Source organism: Mesorhizobium sp. B2-5-13, from assembly GCF_006440535.1.
Taxonomy (GTDB): Bacteria; Pseudomonadota; Alphaproteobacteria; order Rhizobiales; family Rhizobiaceae; genus Mesorhizobium; species Mesorhizobium salmacidum.
In genome coordinates, this window is sequence record NZ_VFUI01000016.1 from 1 (window position 1) to 16266 (window position 16266).

Genomic DNA, 16266 nt, shown 5'->3' on the forward strand with positions numbered 1-16266 from the left:
GAAAAGCCTCCAAAGCAACGAAAATGGCCGCCCTCAATCCTCACAACAAGCCTCCCGCAATATTGCGCAACGGGCCCCTCAGGAGGGAGAGGAAGGGCGCCAGACGGCCTAAGCTCGCGCCTTTCCTGTCCCCCGTCGATCGGGGGAGAGGTGGCGAGCGAAGCTCGACGGAGTGGGGGTCGACTGTTCATCAATACAGATCAAAAATCGGTCGGCGCGCCGCCTTCGGCCGTGCGTTTCTGGACGAAGGCGTTGAGTTCTTCGCGGATGGCGGGATCCATGTAAGGCTCGTCATAGGACGCCAGCCGCTCCTTCCAGACCTTGTTGGCCTTTTCCAGCGCCGTCGGCGAGCCGGCTTCCGCCCAGGTTTCGAAATTGCGCCAGTCCGAGAGGATCGGCGAATAGAAGGCGGTCTTGTAGCGGTCCTGCGTGTGCTGGGTGCCGAAGAAGTGCCCGCCGGGGCCGACCGACTGGATGGCATCGAAGCCGAGCGCCTCTTCGGAGAGGTCGAGCGGGGTCAGGAATTCGGCCACCATCTGCAAGAGGTCGATATCCAGAATGGTCTTCTCGTAGGAGCAGCGCAGGCCGCCCTCGAGCCAGCCGGCGGCATGCATCATCAGATTGCCGCCACCCTGGATGGCGCCCCACAGCGAGAACACGCTTTCATAGGCGGCCTGCGCGTCGACCGTGTTGGCGGCGCAGGTGTTGGAGGTGCGGTAGGGAATGTTGTAGCGGCGGGCAAGCTGGCCACCGACCAGCTGCGCCTTCATGTATTCGGGCGTGCCGAAGGCCGGCGAACCGGACTTCATGTCGACATTGGAGGTGAAGCCGCCGTAGCCGACCGGCGCGCCCTTTCTGACCATCTGGGCGAAGGCAATGCCGGACAGTGCTTCGGCATTCTGCTGCACCAGCGCGCCGGCGATGGTGACAGGAGCCATCGCCCCCGACAGGGTGAAGGGCGTGACGATGACGACCTGGCCCTTGCTCGACATCTGGATGATGCCTTCCATCATAGGCACGTCGAGCTTGAGCGGCGAATTGGTGTTGATGATGGTGAAGACGGATGGCTCCGTGAGCAACTGCTCATGGCTGATGCCGCGCGCGATGCGGGTGATCTCGATGCCGTCGACATTGCGCTCCTTGCCGAGCGAATAGATGTGGAACACCTTGTCGGTCAGCGTGGCGAGGTCGCGGATGCATTCGAGGTGGCGCACCGACGGGTGGATGTCGGTCGGTTCGACCGGATAGCCGCCCGTGCAATTCAGGATGTTGTGCATCTGGGCCAGCCGCAGGAAATTGCGATAATCCTGCTGGTTGCCCGGCCGGCGGCCACGATCGATGTCGGAGCAATTGGGCGCCGACGCCATCATCGAGATGATCAGATTGTCGCCGCCAAAGCGCACATTGTGGGCAGGGTTGCGGGCGTGGATGGTGAATTCGGACGGGCAGTTCGACACCAGCTCCAGGATCATGTCGCTGTCGAAGCGCACGCGCTCCGAGCCCTCGCGCACATCGGCGCCATGCGCCTTCATAATGCTGCGGGCTTCGTCGTGCAGAACGTCGACACCGATTTCGCGCAACACTCGCAAGGAAGCGAGGTGGATCGATTCCAGCTCGTCCTCGGAAACCAGCTTGGTCGGCGTCAGCGGATTTTTCAGCTGGCGGAAAGCCGGTTGCTCGAACGCGGCCGAGCCACCGGCGCGCTTTCCGGCGCGACCGCCCCGGCGGGCGCGGTCGGGCGCCAAAGCCGGCTCTGAGGGTTGTAGGGCGGCGGTCATGATGGTCCTCGTAGGATGCGATAATGGGCGGCATAATGGACCGGCGCCCGCCCGGCCATTGCGGAGGCGGCGACCACTAGGGCGAGGGAAGCGACATGCCGGAACGGCAGTTGCGTGGACGCGACATCCGCCTTGATCATCCACCCGTTGGCGCAAGCGGATCTTGCTTGCCGGCCCTTTCTTTCCGCCGATCGAACCCGTAGCTAGTCGGGCCTGTCGGCAGGGAGGTTAGCCGGCACGTCACATGGAATGACAGCATGGTCGCAACCGGCTCGAGCGAAGGCGAAGCGGGAAAAGCGATCGGACCACTGGGATTGCCGACCGTGATCGTCGCCCTCGACGCTTTGCTGGTCGCCTTCGCTGTCTATAGATCGGCCAGCCGCAGAGGCTCCTGGCAGGGTTTGGCTGGAGCCGGGCGTCGGTTCAGGCCGCGGGGCTTACCCGGGCCTGACCGAACCGCTAAGTCTGCAACCACGACAGCATTATGGATCATGGACTTGGTGGACACGAGAAGCGACGAGACGACGCAGTGGGCGGCGATCACCGGTGTGATCGCGACCGTGTCCGTGTTCGCCATCGCGCAGGGCCTGTCCTACCCGCTGTTGAGCTTCATCCTGCAGCGCCAGGGTGTCTCGCCGGCGATGATCGGCCTGTCGGCGGCAATGACGCCTGTCGGCTTCATCCTGTCATCGCCACTGATACCTGGCCTGGCAAGGCGGTTCGGGGCAGGGCGCACGGCACTCACCTGTGCCGCACTCTCGGCTGTCGTGCTGGCGCTGATCGGCTGGACGCAGAACGTCTATCTCTGGTTTCCGCTGCGCTTCCTGATCGGCGTAGTGACCAACCCACTCTATGTGCTCAGTGAGATCTGGGTGATCGCGCTCGCACCGCCGGCCCGGCGCGGCCGCATCATGGGTCTCTATTCGACGATCATTTCCGCTGGCTTCGCGACCGGCCCGCTTTGCCTGCTTGCCGTCGGCACGGAAGGCTGGCCGCCGTTCCTTGTCGGCATTGGCGCCTTCGTGCTCTGCGGCTTCTGCCTGGCATCGGTTCTGCCGCGGCTGCCCAGGGTGGACGAGGCAGAGCATCAGGTTTCGGTGATGGGTTTCATGCCTCTCGCCTGGCTGCTTCTGTCGGCGGTGGTCGTGGCCGCCGGCTTCGAGCAGGCGGTGCTGGCTCTGCTGCCTGTCTATGGCACGTATCATGGCATCGCGGAGGCTCGCATGTCCGCGCTGCTGTCGGTCATGATTGCCGGCAACATTGCCATGCAGGTGCCGCTTGGCCTGCTGGCCGAGCGGCTGACGGCCCGCATGGTGCGCTTCATCTGCGTCTCGCTGACTCTGTTCGGTTGTGCGCTGCTGCCGGTTCTGATCGAAACCCCGCTGGTCTGGCCCTGTGTGTTCGTCTGGGGCGCGGTGTCCTACGGCATCTACACGATGTCGATCATCGAGCTTGGCGAGCGCTTTACCGGCTCGGCGCTGGTTGCCGGCAATGCGGCATTCTCCCTGATGTGGGGCGTCGGCGGCATTCTGGTTCCGCCGCTTACCGGCGGCGTGATGGATGTGTTTGGCGCGGTCGGCCTGCCGGTCACGCTTGGTGCGATCTGCGCTACGCTGGCCTTGGCGACGATCATCCGCCGGCGGGTGCTGTGAAGCAATGAGATGCAGACCGCAAAAGACCATATCGCATCTTGAATGTCAGCGCCGCCAACGCGATGTAGGCAAGGCCGCCCAGAATCCCCCGGAGACCTGCATGACCTTTTCGACGACCAAAGCCCAGCCCTCTCAGAAGGCCGGCGATCCCTTCCTCTGGCTGGAAGACAGGACCAGCAAACAGTCGCTCGACTGGGTGCATAGCCAGAACGAGGTCACGGTGGCGGAATTGCAGGGCGATCCATCCTACCAGGTTTCGTTCCAGACGGCACTCGACCTGATGACGGCCGAGGACAATATCGCGGTTGGCGCGGCAATCGCGGGCCATATCTACAATTTCTGGCAGGACAAGAACAATGCGCTCGGCCTGTGGCGGCGCACGACGATCGCTTCCTACAAAACCGACAAGCCCGACTGGGAGACGATCATCGACTTCGATCAACTGGCGGCGAAGGAGGGGATAAAGTGGGTGTTCGGCGGCGCTGTCAGGCTTTACCCCGATTTCAATCGCTGCCTGGTCTCGATGTCGCCCGATGGCGGTGACGCCAGCGCGATGCGCGAGTTCGACATCGCGGCCAAGTACTTCGTCGAAGGCGGTTTTCAGGCGCCGGCCTCGAAATCGGGCTTCGGCTGGCTGGACGAGGATACGGTGATCGTCTCGGCCGCATTCGAAGAGGCCGACAAGACCGAGTCCGGATATCCGCGTGTGGTCAAGCTCTGGAAGCGCGGCACGAGGTTGGAAGAGGCGACGCCGATCTTCGAGGGAAAGACCGAGGATCTTGCCGTTGGCGCCGGGGTCGAGTTCGATGGCGAGAAGCGTCACCTGTTTCTGGCGCGGACACTCAACTTCTTCGCGTCGCACAGTTTCCTGCGCCTCCCTTCGGGAGAGAACCGCCGCATCCCCCTGCCCGACGACGTCACCGACACCGCGCTCTTTAGGGATCAACTGGTGTTTGGAGTGCGGACGCCATGGACGGCGCCGGACGGCACCGCATGCCAGCCGGACGGGCTTTATTCGATCGATTTCGCGTATTGGATCGAAACCGGCAGTTTTGGTACGATCGAGACGTTGCTGGCGCCGGCATATCGCGTCTCGATCGCCGGTATCAGCCGCACGCAGGACCGCCTGTTCATCAACCTGATGGACAATGTGCGTGGCAAGGTTCTCGTTTGCGAGCGTAGGGACGACGCCTGGTCGCTGAAACCTGTCGCGCTGCCCGAAAACGGCACTGTCGGCATCAGCCATGCCGAGCATTTCGGCTCCACCGTCTCCTTCTCCTTCACCGATTTCCTGACGCCGAGTTCGATCATCTGGTCCGATGACGATGGCGAGACGCTCGCCACCGTGAAGTCGCAGCCGGCGCGCTTCGATGCCTCGCCGCTTGTCTCGGAACAGTTCGAGGCGCGCTCGAAAGATGGCACGATGATCCCTTACTTCGTCGTCAGGCGGCGCGACCAGAATGGGCCGGTGCCGACGCTGCTCTACGGCTATGGCGGTTTCGAAGTGCCGCTGTTGCCCGGCTATGCCGGCGTGCGCGGCAGGCTGTGGCTGGAGAAAGGCAATGCCTATGTGCAGGCCTGTATTCGCGGCGGTGGCGAGTTCGGCCCGGCCTGGCACCAGGCTGCGCTGAAAGGCAAGCGCCAGACCGGCTTCGACGACTTTGCCGCGGTGGCTGAGGATGTCGTCAGGCGTGGCATCGCAACGCCTGCGTCGCTTGGCATTCAGGGAGGCTCCAACGGCGGCCTGCTGACGGGCGCCTCCCTGACGCAGCATCCCGAGCTTTTCGGCGCAGTCATCATCGATGTGCCGCTACTCGACATGCTGCGCTACACCGAACTGCCGCCGGGCGCTTCGTGGATGGCCGAATATGGCGATCCGTCAAAGCCTGAAGACGCCAAATGGCTTTCCGCCTATTCACCCTACCAGCATGTCAAGGCGGATGCCGCTTATCCCCCGGTGCTGCTGACCACCTCGACCGCGGACGACCGGGTCCATCCGGGCCATGCGCGCAAGATGGCGGCCCGCCTGCAGGAAGCCGGACACGGCAAGACGCTGTTCTTCGAGGAGACCGAAGGCGGTCATGGCGGGCGCGGCGACCGACGGCCGCAGGCGGCGCAGACGGCGATGAAGTATGTGTTCCTGCAGCGGGCGCTGAGCGGCGAAGCCTGACATCATGCCATGGCGCCACTTGAGCAAAGGGTGGTTCACCTCGACCGTCCTTTGCTCTAAGGTGCCTTCATGGCTCTCGCTAGATTATCAGCTCGCGCATTCCGGGTCGCGGTGACGCCATCGTCACGCACGCTGCGCGCCGAGCTTTTGCGGCTGTGCGCCCGTATTGGTTATTCGCCACCTGCCGTCCTCTGACGAATTCGCCCCGGCACCGCCGGAAGGATTTCAGAGGAAAGATCAAATCAATGACCTATCAGAATTATTCGCTGAAGCAGCTTCAGCAGATCGACGCCGCGCATCACTTGCATCCGTTCACCGACCATAAGGAGCTGCGTGAGGCCGGCGCGCGCGTCATCACCCACGCCAAGGGCCCGTTCATCTACGATTCCGAAGGGACGGAACTGCTGGACGGCATGGCCGGCCTGTGGTGCGTCAATATCGGCTACGGCCGTGACGAACTGGCCGAGGCCGCCTATGCCCAGATGAAGGAATTGCCTTACTACAATTCCTTCTTCAAATGTTCGACGCCGACGCCGGTGCTGTTGTCGAAAAAGCTCGCCGAGATCGCGCCACGCAACGTAAACCAGGTGTTTTACGGCTCGTCCGGTTCGGAGGCCAACGACACCGCGTTGCGCCTTGTGCGCCACTATTGGGTGCTGGAAGGCAAGCCGGAGAAGAACCGCGTCATCTCGCGCAAGATGGCCTATCACGGTTCGACCATCGCCGGCACTTCGCTCGGCGGCATGGATGCCATGCACAAGCAGCTCAACGGCGCGGTGCCCAATATCGTCCATGTGATGATGCCCTATGCTTATGAGCTGGCTCTGCCTGGCGAAAGCGATCACGATTTCGGCCTGCGCGCGGCAAAGTCCGTCGAGGATGCCATCATCGAGGCTGGCGCCGACAAGGTCGCGGCTTTCATCGGCGAGCCGGTGATGGGGGCGGGTGGCGTCAAGATCCCGCCGGCGAGCTACTGGCCCGAAGTGCAGCGCATCTGCCGCAAATACGACGTGCTTTTGATGCTGGACGAGGTCATCACCGGCTATGGCCGGACAGGTGAGTGGTTCGCGGCCCAGACCTTCGGCATCGAACCGGATACCATCACCACGGCCAAGGCGCTGACATCGGGCTATCAGCCGCTCTCGGCGCTGCTGGTTGGCGATCGCATTGCCTCGACGCTGGTCGAGAAGGGCGGCGAGTTCAACCACGGCTACACCTATTCGGGGCACCCAGTGGCCTGCGCCGTGGCGCTGAAGAACCTCGAGATCATCGAACAGGAAGGCCTGGTCGATCGCGTCAGGAACGACACCGGACCCTATTTCGCCAAGGCTTTGCAGGAGCGTATCGCCGGGCATGATCTGGTCGGCGAGGTGCGTTCGATCGGCCTGATGGGTGCGATCGAGATCGTCAAGGACAAGACGACGAAGGAACGCTTCCTGCCGCCGGGAAGTGCCGCGGTGACGGTGCGCGATCATGCAATCGCCAATGGCATGATGCTGCGCGCCACCGGCGACACGATGATCCTGTCGCCGCCGCTGATCTGGACCCGCGACACCATCGACATGGCCTGTGAGCGCATCGGCAAGGCGCTCGACCTGGCGCAGGCCGACCTGCGCAGGCGGTAAAACGGAACCGGGCGTCCGTTGATCGGGCGCTCTCTTCTGGCCGCACGCCGTCGCTGTTCAACGGCGTCGCGGCCGAACGGTCGATCAGCGCCGCGCTGAAGCCGGCCAGCCGCGCCGTGAAGGCAAATTTTCGCCGGCTTTCGACAAAGGGTTGAAGCGGGCGTCGCGGAACTTCTTTGCGCATCGTCGAAGTCATGCGCTAGAACCAATCGGCATACGCATCGATGGGGGACAACATGGCCGGACAACCGCTCAACCAGCCGGCTGAAATTCCAGCCGAACTCGATCGCTGGAACTGGGGCGCCTTCTTCCTCAACTGGATTTGGGGCATCGGCAACAGCACCTTCATCGCGCTGCTGGCGCTGATCCCCGTCGTCAACCTGATCATGATCTTCGTGCTCGGCGCGCGCGGCAGCCGCTGGGCCTGGCGGAACCGTGCCTGGCGCGACGCCGAGCAGTTCCGCAAGACGCAGCGCAATTGGGCGATTGCCGGCCTTGCCGTCTGGGTGGTCAGCATCGGCGGCTGTGCGACCATGGTCGGCAGCATCCCCTTCGTGCTCAAAGGGAGCGACGCCTTCCGTATGACCATGGACGCCGTCCGCGCCGACACCCGGGTGAAGGCCGCCATTGGCGACGATGTGACCGACAAATTCTGGATCGGAGGCCACCTCAACGTCAATGCGAATGGGGCGGGCGATGCCCAGTTCAGCATTCCCGTCCACGGCGCCAAGGGCAAGGGCACCGTCTTCTCTCATCTGATTCGCAATGCCGGCACTTGGAGCACGCGCCTGCTCGTGGTCCGCGTGGACGGCGTCGATGCGCCGATCGTGCTGACCAATGAAGATCACGTGCCGATCCCGGGCGCCGCGATCGGAATATAGACGGATCATCGATAATAAAGGGGTCGGAAACGCAAAAACCGCGCCCCACCGGGAACGCGGCTTTGCCAGATACGCATGGCGTTTCGCTACGAAGACACTTGCGAAACTTACGGGCTCCGGCACGCGAGACCTGATCCGGAGCGCCGGGCGGATGCGATATATCCGCCTCGCAATCCGTTTTATAGGGACATCGTTACCGCGGAGTTATCGAGAGCTTAAGCAAATCTAAATTTGCGGCCCTTCGACTGGAAGGACCGGAAAAAAGTCAATTCGATCCGCCGGTTACGCCGGGTTGCCGCGCAGAAAATTAATTATGCCGGAGAAATCCGCGCCGCCATGTCCCTGGGCATTGAACAGGGCATAGAGCTGCGCCGCTTCGGCGCCGAGCGGCGTCACCGCGCCGGCGCCAAGCGCTGCTTCCTGGGACAATTTCAGGTCCTTCAGCATAAGAGCCGCAGCAAATCCCGGCTTGTAATCCTTGTTGGCGGGCGAAGTGGGAACCGGGCCGGGCACCGGGCAATAGGTGGTCAGCGACCAGCACTGGCCTGACGACGTCGAGGCGACGTCGAACAGCGCCTGATGCGACAGGCCGAGTTTCTCCGCCAGCACGAAGGCCTCGGCGACGCCGATCATCGAAATGCCGAGGATCATGTTGTTGCAGATCTTGGCGGCCTGGCCGGCGCCGTCGCTGCCGCAATGGACGATGCGCCCGGCCATCGGGTTCAAGATCGGCTCGGCGGCGGCGAAGGCACCATCGGATCCCCCGGCCATGAAGGTCAATGTACCGGCCGTGGCACCACCGGTGCCCCCCGAAACCGGCGCATCGATCGACAGCAGGCCATGCTTCGCGGCAATCGCATGCGCCTTGCGTGCCGAGTCCACGTCGATGGTCGAGGAATCGATGAACAAGGCATTTTTCTTCGCCTTGGGAGCGATGTCCTCATAGACCGACAAAACATGCTTGCCGGCGGGCAGCATGGTGATCACCACGTCGGCATCCTTCACCGCCGCGAGCGCATTGGCCATGACAACGACGCCATGTTCACGCGCGATGGTGAGGTTTTCCGGCATCAGATCGAAGCCATGCACCGTATGGCCCGCCTTGACCAGGTTTGCGGCCATCGGATTGCCCATATTGCCGAGGCCGATGAAGGCGGTCGTCGTCATTGTCTCTCTCCCGGAGTTTGCTGGCTTCAGCGGCCGATCAGCGCGCGCGCGATGATCACGCGCATGATCTCGTTGGTACCTTCGAGGATCTGGTGCACCCTGAGATCGCGCACCAGCTTCTCGATGCCGTAGTCATGCAGATAGCCGTAGCCGCCGAGCAATTGGAGCGCGTCATTGGCGACGTTGAAGCCTGTGTCGGTGACGAAGCGCTTGGCCATCGCCGACCATTTGCCGGCATCCGGGGCCTTGCGGTCGAGTTTGGAGGCAGCCGCATAAAGAAAGATGCGCGCCGCCTGCAACTCTGTCTCCATGTCGGCCAGCCTGAACTGCAGCGCCTGGAACTGGTTGATCTTCGAGCCGAAGGCCTTGCGTTCGGCCGTGTAGGCTAGTGCCTTGTCGAGCGCCGACTGCGCGCCGCCCAGCGAACAGGCCGCGATGTTCAGCCGGCCGCCGTCGAGCCCGGCCATGGCGATGCCGAAACCGGCGCCTTCGCCCGACAGGAGATTCTCCGCCGGCACCTTGCAATCCTCGAAGATGACCTGGCGGGTCGACTGCATATGCCAGCCCATCTTGTGCTCGTTGGCGCCGAAGGAGAGGCCGGGCGCATCCTTGGGCACGACAATGGTGGAGATGCCTTTCGGGCCGTCGGCGCCGGTGCGCACCATGACGGCGTAGACATCGCTGTCGCCGGCGCCGGAGATGAACTGCTTGGCGCCGTTGAGAACATAGTCGCCGCCGCTCTTCACCGCGCGGGTCTTCAATGCAGCGGCATCGGAGCCGGAACCCGGCTCGGTCAGGCAATAGCTCGCCAGCCATTCCATGGAGGTGAGCTTCGGCAGGAAACGCCGGCGCTGTTCTTCATTGCCGAAACGGTCGATCATCGAGGCCACCATGTTGTGGATCGAGATGAAGGAAGAAAAGGCCGGGTCGGCATGTGACAGCGCCTCGAAGATCAGCACCGCGTCGAGTCGGCCGAGCGCGGAACCGCCGACGTCGTCCTTGATATAGATGCCGCCGAGGCCGAGCGGTCCGGTTTCCCGGATGACCTCGGCGGGGAAGTGTTTCCTGCGGTCCCAGTCGAGTGCATTCGGCGCAACGCGATCGGCGGCGAAGGCCTGCGCCATCTCCTGGATGGCGCGCTGTTCCTCGTTGAGTTCGAACTGGCTGGTGCTCGCATCGACCGCGGCGTCCATGGCGTGCTCCCTATATATTGGCCAGCTAGCCCGCTGGCCTGTCGTTTTTGGCTTTGCGCGCGCACCAATCTAGACCAATGATGCCGCCGCGCAACCCGACCTGCCGCGGAGCGGCTGTGCACCAATGCATGTCCGGAGCAAGATGTGACGACAAAATTCGACGAACTGCTGGAACAGTTCCACGCCTACCTTGCTTCCGTCGACGACGCCCTGGTGCGCGAGGCCGTGGCGCGCATAGGCTGGGACATGCCGGCCCGCGATCTGGAGCCGTATGCGCTTGGTTGCCTGCGCCATCTCGATCGCTCGGCTGAGCTGGCGCCGATGGCCGCGAAACCCCTGGTGCAATTGCTGGCACGGCAGCGCAACGACCTCCATTGGGGGCAGACTTACGGCGAAGCGGATGTCGGGAAAGATTTCATCGACAATTATGGCTGGCTGGAAATGTTCGGCACGCGCGGCCATTTCGCCAATGACGAGGTTGCGGCCGGGCTGCTGATCCTTGGGCCCGGGATCGTGTATCCCGACCATCATCACGTCGCCGAGGAGATCTACATTCCGCTGACCGGCCGTACGGAATGGCGCATGGGCGAGGGCGGTTTTCGCACGCGTGAAGCCGGCGAGGTCGTCCACCATGCCTCCAATGTCAATCACGCCATGCGGACTGGCAAGGAACCTCTGCTGGCGCTTTATATCTGGCGCGGCGGGCCGCTGGCGCAGAAGTCCACGATCACCGGAAATGCGACGCAGGGCCAGAACTGATGGCCAAAGCGATCATGCTGCAAGGCACGGGCTCGGATGTCGGCAAGACGGTGCTCGTCGCCGGGCTGTGCCGCGCCGCCAGGAATCGCGGCCTGAAGGTGCGGCCGTTCAAGCCGCAGAACATGTCGAACAACGCTGCCGTTGCCGATATTCCCGGTGACAACAACCGTGGCGGCGAGATCGGCCGTGCGCAATGGCTGCAGGCGATCGCTTGCGGGGTTGCGCCGTCGGTCCATATGAACCCGGTGCTGCTTAAGCCGCAGACCGATGTCGGCGCCCAGATCATCGTCCAGGGCAAGGTGTTCGGCGAAGCGCGGGCGCGCGACTACCAGGCGCTGAAGGGCCGGCTGATGGATGCGGTACTGGAGTCCTGGGGCAAGGTCGGCGAGGGTGCCGACCTGGTCATCGTCGAGGGCGCCGGCTCGCCTGCCGAAATCAACCTCAGAAGCCGCGACATCGCCAATATGGGCTTTGCCACGCGCGCCGATGTGCCGGTGGTGCTGGTCGGCGACATCGATCGCGGCGGCGTCATCGCCTCGGTCGCCGGCACGCATCTGATCCTGCCGGAAGAGGATCGGTGCATGATCGTCGGCTACCTTATCAACAAGTTCCGGGGCGACGTTTCGCTGTTCGATGACGGCCTGAAGGCGATCGAGAAATTCACCGGGTGGCGCTGTTTTGGCGTCGTGCCGTGGCTGAAGGCGGCGGCGCGGCTGCCATCGGAGGATTCGGTGGTGCTGGAGCGGCTGGCGTCCGGCGAGGCGCGCGCGTTGAAGGTGGCGGTGCCGATGCTTGGCCGCATCGCCAATTTCGACGATCTCGACCCGCTCAAGGCCGAACCGCAGGTCGAGGTGGTGTTCGTGCCGCCGGGAAAGAAGCTGCCGGCCGATGCCGGGCTGGTGGTCATTCCCGGCTCCAAGTCGACGATCGGCGATGTCCTGAAGTTTCGCGAGAATGGCTGGGACCGGGATTTGGCGGCGCACCGCAAGCGCGGCGGCCATGTCGTCGGCATTTGCGGCGGCTTCCAGATGCTAGGCCGAATGGTGCGCGACCCCAACGGCATCGAAGGCAGCGTCACCGATGCCGAAGGGCTGGGCTTGCTTGATATCGAAACGGTGATGGAGCCGGAAAAGACGGTGCGCAATGTCAGTGCCCGCTCTGTGCCGTTCGACTTGCCGCTCGAGGGCTACGAGATCCATCTCGGCCGCACCACCGGCCCGGACACCATGCGGCCGTCGGCGATCATCAACGGCATCGAGGATGGTGCGATCTCCGCCGACGGCAAGGTGATCGGCACTTACATGCATGGCCTGTTCGGCGCCGATGCCTTTCGGGGAAAATTCCTCGAAAGCCTCGGCATCAAGGGCGGCGGCATCGACTACCGCGCCGAGGTCGAGCGGGCGCTGGACGAGGTCGCGGCCGAGCTGGAGAACCATCTCGACTGCGATGCGATTTTCGCGCTGGCACGTTGAAGGTCCGAATCAGGCCTTTTCATCTGCTTTCGGCCGGTAGGTGCCGAACGACCAGACATTGCCTTCGGGATCGCGGCAGATGAATTCGCGGCTGCCGTAATCGCGGTTCGTCAGTTCCTGGATGATCGTCGCGCCGGCCTTCCTGGCCTTGGCGTAGGCGGCGTCGGCATCGTCGACGGCGATATAGATCGACTTGCCGCCGCCTGAACCGGGTTCGCCGACCTCTTGCCGTAATCGTCGTCGCGCGCCGTGCCCAGCATGATCATCGAAGAGCCGAAGACCAGTTCGGCATGATGCACGACATCGCCTTCGCCATGGCGGGCACGGACGCTGAAGCCGAAGGCTTCGCCCAGCCAGTCGATCATCTTCGCCGCGTTTCTGTAGCGCAGGGCAGGGTAGAGCCGGGGTGCTTCATTGGTTGTGGTTGTGGGCATGGCTGCCTCCTTCATCCGGATTGGTCGATAACCTAGTCTGTTCGAAGACCGTTCCGGCGTCTTGAAGAAATGTTACCTGCCAGCCAGTGCGCTGCGGCTTGTTCGGAACTACACGCCCATCGACAGTGCGGTCGGCGTTTCGCCGGCAAGGTCGCGGAACTCGCGGGCCAGATGCGCCTGGTCAGCATAGCCGCAATCGGCGGCGATGTCGGCCCAGCCGCTCGCCTGTTGCCTCGACAGGCCGAGGGCTCGGTTGAAGCGCGCGATGCGCGACAGGGTTTTCGGACCGATGCCGGTGGCGTCGGTGAATCTCCCGGCAAGATGCTTGCGGCTCCAGCCCAGCTTTTCGGCAAGAGAGGCAATGCGCGTGCGGCCGCCCGAAAAGACGATCCTGTCATAAGCCCAGGCGATCTCGGCCGGGGTCTCGCGGGTAGCGGCCAGCCGGCCGGCGACGAACATTTCCGCCAAGTCGAAACGCATGTTCCAATCCGGCGCGTTGCCAAGCTTTTCGCGCAGGGCGATGCCTTCGAGACCGAGCACGTCGTCGAGGGCTACCATGCGATCGGCCAATTCACTCATCGGCCGGCCGAAAAACCGGCGTGCGCCCAGCGGCGTGAAGTTGACCTGGACGCAGCAGGCGCCGCCGAAAGACTGGATCATCACCGGTCCGGCATAAAGGCCCGCGGCGAAGCTGGCGAAACGGTCGTTGTCGCCGGGGGTTCGGCCAAGCCCGATGGCGAAGGGTTCGGCAAAGCTGATCACCAGCGGCACGGTCAGCGAGGCATATTCGATGTTATGGAAATAGCCAGGCGCGGTCTCGCGATAACCGCAGATATCGGTGACAACGCCGTCAAGTGCTGGGTTGGGAAGCCGCCGGCGCATTTCGAAAAGCCCCGATATGGAGCGATCCTGTTCTTTCCGGCGCTGCATCTCGATTGGCATTGGCCATCCTTCCGCCAAGCGAATCTAGCAGAGCCCGCATTGGAATCAAAAAACGCCCGGCTTTGGCCGGGCGCTCTCGGTCCCCGCTTGTCGAGGGAAACTTGTCAGGCGCCGCGCATCAGGCAGCCGGCGGCGAGCACGATGTAGGCGACTAGCACGATCCACACCGATGCGAGCGGAATGAACGCAAAAACGCCAAGCGCGGCAAGAAGGCCGATGATGGCGATGACCAGGGAAATGATGAAAACAATCTGAGTAGGCGCGCTGAGATTCATGTCTGGCTCCTCCAACATGATTCGAACAGCGATATTGTAACAGGCGCGTGATCACACACCAATCATGACGCGAAGCGGGTTGGCCGGATCGGCCAGCAGCTTCACCGCCAGAGCCACGCAGACGATGACCAGCAGCGGCTTGATCAGCTTGGCGCCGATGCGCATGGCCAAGCTCGCGCCAACGCGGGCGCCGAGGAACTGGGCAACGCCCATCATCAGGCCGATCTTCCACGAGATGACGCCGACGGCGGCAAAGACGATGAAGCCGCCGATGTTGGAGGCGAAATTGAGCAGTTTGGTGTGCGCCGTCGCCTTGAGCACGCCGTAGCCGGCGAGCGTCACGAAGGCCAGCATGTAGAAGGAACCGGCGCCCGGACCGAACACGCCATCATAGAAGCCGATGGCCGGCACCACGGTCACGCCGAACAGGAAGGGCGAGAGGCGCTCGGCCCGGTCCACATCGTTCATGTTGGGCTTGAGCGCGAAATATAGCGCGATGGCAATCAGCACCAGCGGCAGGGCCGCGCGCAACAGGTCGCCGGGCACGATCGTGGCCAGCAACGCGCCGACGGCACCGCCGGCAAGTGCCAGCAGCGCCGATGGCAATTGCCGGCGCAGGTCGACATGGCCTTTCGAGGCATAGTGGATCGTCGCCGACCCGGAGCCGAACATGCCTTGCAGCTTGTTGGTTCCAAGCGCTTCGACCGGCGAGAAACCGGCAAGCAGCAACGCCGGAATGGTGATCAGTCCGCCGCCGCCGGCAATCGAATCGACAAAGCCCGCGGCAAAAGCCGCGAGGGCAAGCATGGCGATGGACTGGATGCTGAGGTCGATCATCTGATCTGTCGAGATGTCCGGTCGGCTGAGATAGCGCGCGTTCGACCACGACCACCCCGTTTGCGCAAGGCCGATTCCGCGCTAATTCTATTGAAGAGGAATCGGAAAGGGGCCGTTCATGGCATTCGCGTTGCTGGACCAGATACGCTCGATCTTCGACGGCGACCCGGGCGTGCGCAAGGTCGCGGACGATCCCGTCCTGTCGGCGGAACTGCTGATGCTGTTCCGGATGATCCTGGCAGATGGCACAGTGAGCGAGAGCGAGATGGTTGCCTTCCGGCGCATCTGCAAGGATGCCTTCGGAATTCCGGAGAGCAGCATCGATGCCGTCATCGAATATCTCAACGAATTCGGCTACGAGACCAACGGCTCGCAGGCGATCGCGCTGTTCCGCGATCTCGACGTCGAGCGGCGCAAGCAATTGGCCCAGCACATGGCGGAGATCGCCAAGGCGGATTCGCAGCTGGCCGAAACCGAGGTGCGGCTGCTCCGCCGCACGCTCGATTTGCTCGACATCAGCCCGGTCGATGTGGTGAAGCCGGAAGATTGACACTGCGTGAGACACCCAATCGCCAGCGCCGAGGGGCTGTTTGTGTGAGCTTTGCCGATAGCTACCTGGGACAATTGCGCGCGCTGATCGGCGACCGTCTGGTGCTGATGCCGGGTGCTCGTATCGTTATTGAACGCGCAGACGGCAGCATTCTCCTGCAGAAACGAACCGATTTTGGCTTGTGGGGTCTGCCTGGCGGCAACGCCGAAGAAGGCGAGGGCCTGGAAGCGGTGGTGGTCCGAGAAGTACTTGAGGAAACCGGCTTGGTCGTCAGGGATATCGAGCCGTTCGGGTTCGGCTGTAACCCACGCTATGAGACCGTCCAATTTCCGAATGGCGATCGCGCCCAGTTCTTCGCGTTGATATTTTATACGCGCGCCTTTGAAGGCGAGGCGGCCGTCGCCGACGACGAGAGTAGCGCCGTCGAATGGTTCGCGCTCGACAGCCTGCCTGAGATGCTGCCAAACATGGCGCGCAGCGTCGAGGCCTATCTCCGGTTCAAGACCACCGGAGAATTCCAGATGATTTGAG

Annotated in this window: 14 protein-coding genes and 1 pseudogene; 8 read left to right on the forward strand and 7 right to left on the reverse strand. The window is 63.1% G+C overall.

Going from position 1 to position 16266, the window contains the following annotated elements; translation table 11 throughout:
- Nucleotides 1-200: 200 nt before the first annotated feature.
- Nucleotides 201-1778, reverse strand: a complete 1578-nt coding sequence (locus FJ434_RS22315) for a trimethylamine methyltransferase family protein (RefSeq protein ID WP_140711356.1) — start codon at nt 1776-1778, stop codon at nt 201-203.
- A gap of 491 nt (nt 1779-2269) precedes the next feature.
- On the opposite strand from FJ434_RS22315, the gene FJ434_RS22320 reads away from it, so the two are divergent.
- The 4 genes from FJ434_RS22320 to FJ434_RS22340 all read left to right on the forward strand — a co-directional run bounded on the left by FJ434_RS22320 (nt 2270) and on the right by FJ434_RS22340 (nt 8106).
- Nucleotides 2270-3430, forward strand: a complete 1161-nt coding sequence (locus FJ434_RS22320; RefSeq protein ID WP_140751745.1) for an MFS transporter — start codon at nt 2270-2272, stop codon at nt 3428-3430.
- A gap of 100 nt (nt 3431-3530) precedes the next feature.
- The gene (locus FJ434_RS22325; RefSeq protein ID WP_140751659.1) at nt 3531-5600 is read left to right on the forward strand and encodes a prolyl oligopeptidase family protein; all 2070 of its coding nucleotides are present in this window, start codon (nt 3531-3533) and stop codon (nt 5598-5600) included.
- A 245-nt stretch (nt 5601-5845) separates the two neighbouring features.
- On the forward strand, nt 5846-7225 hold the full coding sequence (locus tag FJ434_RS22335) for an aspartate aminotransferase family protein (RefSeq protein WP_140751660.1): 1380 nt from the start codon (nt 5846-5848) through the stop codon (nt 7223-7225).
- Nucleotides 7226-7461: 236 nt separating this feature from the next.
- The gene (locus tag FJ434_RS22340) at nt 7462-8106 is read left to right on the forward strand and encodes a cytochrome c oxidase assembly factor Coa1 family protein (RefSeq protein WP_140502660.1); all 645 of its coding nucleotides are present in this window, start codon (nt 7462-7464) and stop codon (nt 8104-8106) included.
- A gap of 282 nt (nt 8107-8388) precedes the next feature.
- Here the strand turns inward: FJ434_RS22340 and mmsB are convergent, their stop codons facing one another.
- Together mmsB and FJ434_RS22350 are read right to left on the reverse strand one after the other, a co-directional pair.
- Entirely contained in the window at nt 8389-9273 is an 885-nt protein-coding gene (gene mmsB, locus FJ434_RS22345) for a 3-hydroxyisobutyrate dehydrogenase (protein ID WP_140711361.1), read from the reverse strand.
- A 26-nt stretch (nt 9274-9299) separates the two neighbouring features.
- Nucleotides 9300-10466: an isobutyryl-CoA dehydrogenase gene (locus FJ434_RS22350; protein WP_140751662.1), complete on the reverse strand. Its 1167-nt coding sequence runs from the start codon at nt 10464-10466 to the stop codon at nt 9300-9302.
- A gap of 144 nt (nt 10467-10610) precedes the next feature.
- Between FJ434_RS22350 and FJ434_RS22355 the strand changes: the two genes are divergently transcribed.
- Nucleotides 10611-11225 carry a dimethylsulfonioproprionate lyase family protein gene (locus FJ434_RS22355; protein ID WP_140751663.1) on the forward strand — a complete coding sequence of 205 codons (615 nt, stop codon included), beginning with the start codon at nt 10611-10613 and terminating at the stop codon, nt 11223-11225.
- On the forward strand, nt 11225-12697 hold the full coding sequence (locus FJ434_RS22360; protein ID WP_140751665.1) for a cobyric acid synthase: 1473 nt from the start codon (nt 11225-11227) through the stop codon (nt 12695-12697). The genes FJ434_RS22355 and FJ434_RS22360 overlap by 1 nt, the downstream gene beginning before the upstream one ends.
- A gap of 9 nt (nt 12698-12706) precedes the next feature.
- Here FJ434_RS22360 and FJ434_RS22365 read toward each other — a convergent pair.
- From FJ434_RS22365 to FJ434_RS22380, 4 genes and pseudogenes are all read right to left on the reverse strand, one after another.
- Nucleotides 12707-13131: pseudogene (locus FJ434_RS22365) on the reverse strand (VOC family protein).
- Between the two features lie 108 nt (nt 13132-13239).
- Nucleotides 13240-14073, reverse strand: a complete 834-nt coding sequence (locus FJ434_RS22370; protein ID WP_140751667.1) for an AraC family transcriptional regulator — start codon at nt 14071-14073, stop codon at nt 13240-13242.
- Nucleotides 14074-14177: 104 nt separating this feature from the next.
- Entirely contained in the window at nt 14178-14348 is a 171-nt protein-coding gene (locus tag FJ434_RS22375; RefSeq protein WP_140502668.1) for a hypothetical protein, read from the reverse strand.
- 51 nt (nt 14349-14399) lie between these two features.
- Nucleotides 14400-15185, reverse strand: coding sequence for a TSUP family transporter (locus FJ434_RS22380; RefSeq protein WP_140711365.1), 786 nt, complete (start codon nt 15183-15185; stop codon nt 14400-14402).
- A 118-nt stretch (nt 15186-15303) separates the two neighbouring features.
- Between FJ434_RS22380 and FJ434_RS22385 the strand changes: the two genes are divergently transcribed.
- Both FJ434_RS22385 and FJ434_RS22390 read left to right on the forward strand, forming a co-directional pair.
- Nucleotides 15304-15735, forward strand: a complete 432-nt coding sequence (locus tag FJ434_RS22385) for a TerB family tellurite resistance protein (RefSeq protein ID WP_140711366.1) — start codon at nt 15304-15306, stop codon at nt 15733-15735.
- 44 nt (nt 15736-15779) lie between these two features.
- Nucleotides 15780-16265 (forward strand): NUDIX domain-containing protein, encoded by a 486-nt coding sequence (locus FJ434_RS22390; protein WP_140751669.1) that lies wholly within the window; start codon nt 15780-15782, stop codon nt 16263-16265.
- Nucleotide 16266 lies beyond the last annotated feature (1 nt).